Source organism: Microcystis sp. M53598_WE2 (genome assembly GCF_030067735.1).
GTDB classification, from domain to species: Bacteria; Cyanobacteriota; Cyanobacteriia; order Cyanobacteriales; family Microcystaceae; genus Microcystis; species Microcystis aeruginosa.
In genome coordinates this window covers 1-5,762 of sequence record NZ_JASJFE010001006.1, presented here as the reverse complement: position 1 = coordinate 5,762, position 5,762 = coordinate 1, and the positions used below count along the sequence as shown (strand labels likewise).

Sequence of the window (5,762 nt, the reverse complement as noted above, 5' to 3'; positions counted from 1 at the left end):
TCCAATGGCTGGCACTTTTTGATTTCAAAAAAGCCTAAAGATATTATCCAACAAGGTTTTTAGATTTATTCAGTAAACCCCAATTAAACAACACTACAAGGAAGCAAAGGAGCTATGGAAAAATGATTACTGTAGGATTTAAAAAAGGACGATCACTCTTACAGCAAGATTTCTAGGGCCAAAGTGAACCCCAGAACCATATCCTCCCCGCTTAAAATCGCATTGGCAGGATAATGATTCGCCAAAAAGCGCTAGACTACAATTTTGGCAATAATCGGTCGTAGGATTGGATCATTCTTTCGTAAGTAAAGCGAGTGGCATTGATAAAACCTTTTTGCCTCAAATCTTCCAGGCGATCGGGAGCGAGAAGATTTTCTGCAATAATAGTAGCGGCGGCCTCGTGTTCGGTGGGATCGAAGTAAACGGCTGCATCATCAGCGATAACAGTCATGGGGAGACGATTGGAGGTAAAGACGGGACAACCACAGGATTGAGCTTCAATAACGGGAACACCGAATCCTTCCTGAAAGGAGGGAAAAATTAAAGCAGTTGCTAGGCAATAAAAGGCGCGTAAGTCATCATCAGAGACGGTTCCTAATTCGATTACTTGTGCGGACAAGTTATTCTGATTAACAAATTCTCGCATATCCGGCAGCAAAGGTTTTCCCATCAGGATCAATCGGCAATTTTCCAGACCGGGGAAAGTGATTAACCTCTTGAATATTTTCAGCAATCCCAATCGATTTTTATACCATTGGCCGCCTCCGACATGAATTAACCAGGGATAATCACGGTTGATATTAAATTTGCCCACCAGAGCTACTGCTGCTTCTTTTGTCATCGGACCGTATCCCTGATTCAAGCAATCCTCAATTACTTCCGTTTGTTCGGGAGCAATTTTAGTTAAACGGAGAACATCGGCACGAGTAGCTTCGGAAGAACAGACAACATATTTAGCCTGTTTTAGTCCTCGCAAAATCATAGCCTGATACTGTTTTCCCGTCCAACTGGTGGGATTTTCAGGAATTTCTCCTAGGGCGGAACGAATGGCCAGCATATCGTGACAGATGACAAAATATTTGCGATCTTTTAGATAGGGAGTTAAATAGGATAAAGCTTGATCACAAATGCAGACGATATCAGCCCAATCAAGCTGCTGACGTAACTGCACTGGGAAAATAATTAACTTATCGATGTACCCTAACCACTTGCCGATTCCCTGGGGAGAAGGCTTCAGTTGACCGAAAATAGGCGGTGCTTGCACTCGCAGAATTTCGTGTCCTTTTTGTCTGAGTCCTTTCTCCACTAAACCGACAAAACGATTGATACTGATCTGCCGATCATTGACGTAATTTCCTACTATTAAAACTTTCATGATTAGGCTCCAAAAAATCAATTTTTATGGCGGTAAAACTCTCAAACAGTCTCGAGGGAAATTTCGGGGTTAAGAACAATATTAGTCCCGCAAAATTTCCTCGTACCTTTGTCCCGCTCGCTCCCAGGTGTACTCCGATTCCACCATCGCCCGGGCATTATGGGACAGTTGTTCTCGCACAGAAGGATCATCGAACAACCTAGCGATCGCTGTAACGTACTCAGCAACGCTATTGGCGCGCAACGCCCTAGGGGGAATTCCCGCTGCTGCCACCGTTAAACCCTCTAAACCGCGATCGCTGGCGACAATCGGAATCCCAGCGGCCATGGATTCTAGGGTTTTGGTCTTGATTCCCAATCCCACCCGCAGGGGAACCACACAAACGGTTCCTCGGTGTAAATATTCCACTGTCGAGGGAACGGTCCCCGTCACCTTCACACCGGGATACTTGGCGAGTTCGAGAACTTCCAGTGCTGGGTTTGCCCCCACTAGGGTTAAAGTGGTGTCGGGATATCGCTGTTGAATGACTGGCAGGACTTCTAAAACAAAAAAACGGGCGGCATCGATATTATGGGTAGAACTCATGGCCCCGACAAAGACCAAATTATGACCGCCGGGATCCCGAGGACGATAGGGAAACAGGGCTAAATCCACGCCATTAGGCACGATATCCACCCGTGCATCCGGGAGGATTTTTAACAATTGTTCGCGATCGTAATCGGTAGTAGCCACTAATTGCGAAAACTTGGCACAGTAACGTTTTTCGTACTGATAGAGTAAGGGCAGATAGAGAAAATCCCGCAGCGGATAGGCGGAGGCTCCTCTATCTAAATGATTGCGTGTCCAACCGTACACGGAACTGTGAATATCCACTACTGTTTTGACTCGCTGACGGTATTCCGGCCGGACAAAAATCTCGCTGATACTCTGAGCGCAGAGAATCACATCACATTTTTGCTGCTCGACGTATTCATCTACTCGCTCTTGAATGAGCGGCGAACGATAACTAAGAACATTAGCTGGGGTCATCTGTACTATTGCCTCCAGAAAGCGCCCTGTTTGACCGATTAGTTTTGTCAGTCCCTTGCCTTGAGCGGGAATTTGCCGGGGCGGAAATAAGACAAGATCATCGGTAAAGGTTTTGAGTTCTTCGATCTGAGTTTCCGTGACATTCTCCCCCCGACGGGCGAACAGGGTGACATCGTGGTTTTGATGAAGACATTTGATCAGGTTAAAAGTTCTCCCCTCCGTTGCCCCGCGACTAGGTGGATAGGGAAAGTTATTGCAAAAAAGGACTAATATTCTCATAATTCTATCTCGGCAGCGGTTTTTGACAATAATTCTACCGTTTCCTTTAGTTGGCCATACACGGGAATCTGAACTGGGTATTTCTCGATCTCCCCAAGGGTGACTTTTCCTCGCCCTGTTAAGAGCAATACGGGCTGACAACCAGCTTCTAGGGCGCATTCTAGATCACTGGGCGCATCGCCGATAAACAACGAGCGGGCTAAATCGATTCCGTATTGGTGGGCGGCGGCCAGCAGCAGATAGGGGGAGGGTTTGCGGCACAGACAACCTTCGTCGGGATGGTGCGGGCAGATGGCAAGATCGTGAAAATGCACCCCCAATTGTCGGTATTCCTCAATCATGCGCCCGTGAATCGCCGCCAGATCGTCCCAAGTGAAATAGCCCCTAGCAAGTCCCGATTGATTGGTAATGATGATCAGCAGATAGCCGGCATCCTGCCACTGTTTTAAGGCAGCCGCTGCCCCGGCGGGAATGCTCACCTGTTCTGGTTTACTCAGGTAGGGGATATAGTCGATAACTACCCCATCTCGATCGAGAAATAAGGCTTTGTTCTTTTTTGCTCTATCTTCGCTTTCGCGGTCAGAATTGCCAGGAGGTGGCGGATACGGGTATTTTTGGTCGCCGTCATTGACAGAAATTGCGGGGAAAGGATTCATTATGTTGGACTTTTTCGAGTCGGGGACTAGAATTCTCAGTTCTTCTGTCAGAGACGAGAGCTTGAACTGATGCACAGACAAAATTCGAGGGATTGTAGCGATTTGTGCTAGTTTTCTCGGCTAAATTGCTTCTCTTTACTATCTAGGTGTCAGAGTATAGCAATCACGGCATATTATACGCCTTCAAGCCTTTCGGCTTTTGATTATATCAGCAATATTGTCATGAATTGTTAACATTTTTGTCCAGCCAAACAAAAGGCCAAGACTCGCAAGGGTTGAATCCCCCGCTCAGAAATCCCCCGTCTCGGCCAGAATACATCAAAAATTTATTTACAAACAAAACAAATTGTGCTAGAGTTGGCTGCGTTTGTCGTATATTCCGAGAATAACCGGCAAAAGATCACTCTTTTGACTCGATCGCTCTAGGTTTCTCTAGAACTATCATCGGCCTGTTTTTCTTGTCCCGTGATCAATTCTACCATGCTAGGGGTTTTGTACCCAATTAATGGACAGCGATTCTGGTCTTTTGATACTATTCAATGTAATGACAGGATGATTGAGAGTTAAATTTATTCAACTAATAAAAATTGGAAAATCAAACCTATGCGAATGGTGGAAAAATCAAACAAAAAATTGGATAGTTTCCAGAGCGATCCCTCTCTGTCAATTTTAATCAAGACTGAATTGGAAGAAGCTTATAACCTGAAGAAAAAACTACTAACCGAGACAAAATATCTAGAGAAAATCCAAGAGATTTGCCAAGTATGCATCCATGCTTATCGCAACAACCACAAAGTATTAGTCGCCGGTAATGGGGGCAGTGCCGCCGATGCTATCCATTTTGGCGGTGAGCTGCACGGCCGATTTCTGAAAGAAAGACAGTCTTTGCCAGTTCGCGTCCTCAATAGCGATATCGCCAGTTTAACAGCGATCGCTAACGATTATGGTTACGAATATATTTTTAGCCGCCAGATAGAAGCGGAAGGAAACCCTGGTGATGTGTTTATCGGTATTTCCACTTCGGGAAATTCCGCCAATATCCATCAAGCTCTCAAAGTTTGTCAAGTAAAAGGTCTCACTAGCATCGGTTTAACTGGGGCGAAGGGATTAGCTCTAGAGGAAAAAACCGATTATTGTTTGATGATTCCTAGCACCAGTACCCCGCGCATTCAAGAAGGTCATGGTTTTGTTCTTCATACTATTTGTTTAGCGATCGAAGAAGCGCTCTTTCCCAACTAAAATCCCCTAGCAAAAAATCAACCTAAACAGCATACCCATGATCATCAGAACCAAAGCTCCTTTAAGATTAGGTTTAGGTGGTGGCGGCACCGATGTCGAGCCTTACTGTAGTCTTTATGGGGGTTACGTTCTCAACGCTACTATCGATCTCTATGCCTACTGTACAGTCACGGAAATTACTGACAAACAAGTCATTTTTGTTGCCGCTGATCGAGGAGAACAACAAATAGAAACCCTCCAGTTTCCTCTACCTTATAACGGCGTTCTCGATCTGCATAAAGCGGTCTATAATCGTTTGATTAAAGACTTTAATCAAGGGCAACCTTTGCCGCTGCAAATCACCACTTTTTCCGATGCGCCAGCCGGTTCGGGATTGGGTTCTTCTTCTACCCTAGCCGTGGCCATAGTTAAAGCCTTTGTGGAACTGTTAAAATTACCCCTAGGTGAGTATGATATCGCTCATTTAGCCTACGAGATCGAACGAATTGACCTCGGCTGGTTAGGGGGCAAACAGGATCAGTACGCTGCTACTTTTGGCGGTTTTAATTTTATGGAATTTTATGAACAAGATCGAGTCATAGTTAATCCTTTGAGAATTAAAAATTGGGTGATCAATGAATTGGAAGTTTCTCTGATCCTCTACTATACAGGCATTTCTCGCTACTCATCTCAAGTAATTGAGGATCAAATTCAGAATGTCCAAGAAAAAAATGAGCAGGCGATCGCTGCTACCCATCAACTCAAAAAAGAGGCAATTCTCTTTAAAGAAGCACTGCTTAAATCAGATTTTATGGGGATAGCAGAAATTCTGAGAACTTCTTGGGAAGCGAAAAAGAAATTATCCAAATTAATTAGTAATCCGCAAATTGATCGCATTTATCAGGTAGCTAGGGAAACCGGGGCCTATTCAGGTAAAATATCGGGAGCCGGTGGCGGTGGTTTTATTATCTTTATGGTCGATCCTACCAAGAAAATCGAAGTAACTAAAGCTTTGAAATCAGAAGGAGGCCAAGTGATTAATTTTCACTTTACCAAATACGGAACCCAAGCATGGACATTATAGCAAGCAAAGGATCGACGGGGGAGGATTATCCCTATAAGCCTACAAATAGTTTTTAAAAGATTGGCAATAATTCAAATTTTTGAGGTGTATCTATGGATGTAATTATTCTGGCGGGTGGGTT

Annotated in this window: 5 protein-coding genes; 2 read left to right on the top strand and 3 right to left on the bottom strand. The window is 44.7% G+C overall.

Annotation, left to right across the window (positions count from 1 at the left end; all coding sequences use genetic code 11):
• Positions 1 to 256 precede the first annotated feature (256 nt).
• The 3 genes from PX636_RS20645 to PX636_RS20635 all read right to left on the bottom strand — a co-directional run bounded on the left by PX636_RS20645 (position 257) and on the right by PX636_RS20635 (position 3,339).
• On the bottom strand, positions 257 to 1,375 hold the full coding sequence (locus PX636_RS20645; RefSeq protein ID WP_288118612.1) for a glycosyltransferase family 4 protein: 1,119 nt from the start codon (positions 1,373 to 1,375) through the stop codon (positions 257 to 259).
• Positions 1,376 to 1,456: 81 nt separating this feature from the next.
• Entirely contained in the window at positions 1,457 to 2,683 is a 1,227-nt protein-coding gene (locus tag PX636_RS20640) for a glycosyltransferase family 4 protein (protein ID WP_288118611.1), read from the bottom strand.
• A complete protein-coding gene (locus PX636_RS20635) occupies positions 2,680 to 3,339 on the bottom strand; it encodes a D-glycero-alpha-D-manno-heptose-1,7-bisphosphate 7-phosphatase (RefSeq protein WP_002796294.1) in 660 nt (219 codons plus the stop codon). Before PX636_RS20635 ends, PX636_RS20640 begins: the two co-directional genes overlap by 4 nt.
• A gap of 603 nt (positions 3,340 to 3,942) precedes the next feature.
• Between PX636_RS20635 and PX636_RS20630 the strand changes: the two genes are divergently transcribed.
• Together PX636_RS20630 and PX636_RS20625 are read left to right on the top strand one after the other, a co-directional pair.
• A complete protein-coding gene (locus PX636_RS20630; RefSeq protein WP_002796293.1) occupies positions 3,943 to 4,578 on the top strand; it encodes a D-sedoheptulose-7-phosphate isomerase in 636 nt (211 codons plus the stop codon).
• Between the two features lie 37 nt (positions 4,579 to 4,615).
• Positions 4,616 to 5,641: a GHMP family kinase ATP-binding protein gene (locus tag PX636_RS20625; RefSeq protein WP_288118610.1), complete on the top strand. Its 1,026-nt coding sequence runs from the start codon at positions 4,616 to 4,618 to the stop codon at positions 5,639 to 5,641.
• The last annotated feature ends 121 nt before the right edge of the window (positions 5,642 to 5,762 follow it).

Excerpts from the sequence above, each read along its gene's own strand:
- PX636_RS20635 (WP_002796294.1), bottom strand. The coding sequence starts at position 3,339 with ATGAATCCTTTCCCCGCAATTTCTGTCAATGACGGCGACCAAAAATAC.
- PX636_RS20625 (WP_288118610.1), top strand. The coding sequence starts at position 4,616 with ATGATCATCAGAACCAAAGCTCCTTTAAGATTAGGTTTAGGTGGTGGC.
- PX636_RS20645 (WP_288118612.1), bottom strand. The coding sequence starts at position 1,375 with ATGAAAGTTTTAATAGTAGGAAATTACGTCAATGATCGGCAGATCAGT.
- PX636_RS20640 (WP_288118611.1), bottom strand. The coding sequence starts at position 2,683 with ATGAGAATATTAGTCCTTTTTTGCAATAACTTTCCCTATCCACCTAGT.
- PX636_RS20630 (WP_002796293.1), top strand. The coding sequence starts at position 3,943 with ATGCGAATGGTGGAAAAATCAAACAAAAAATTGGATAGTTTCCAGAGC.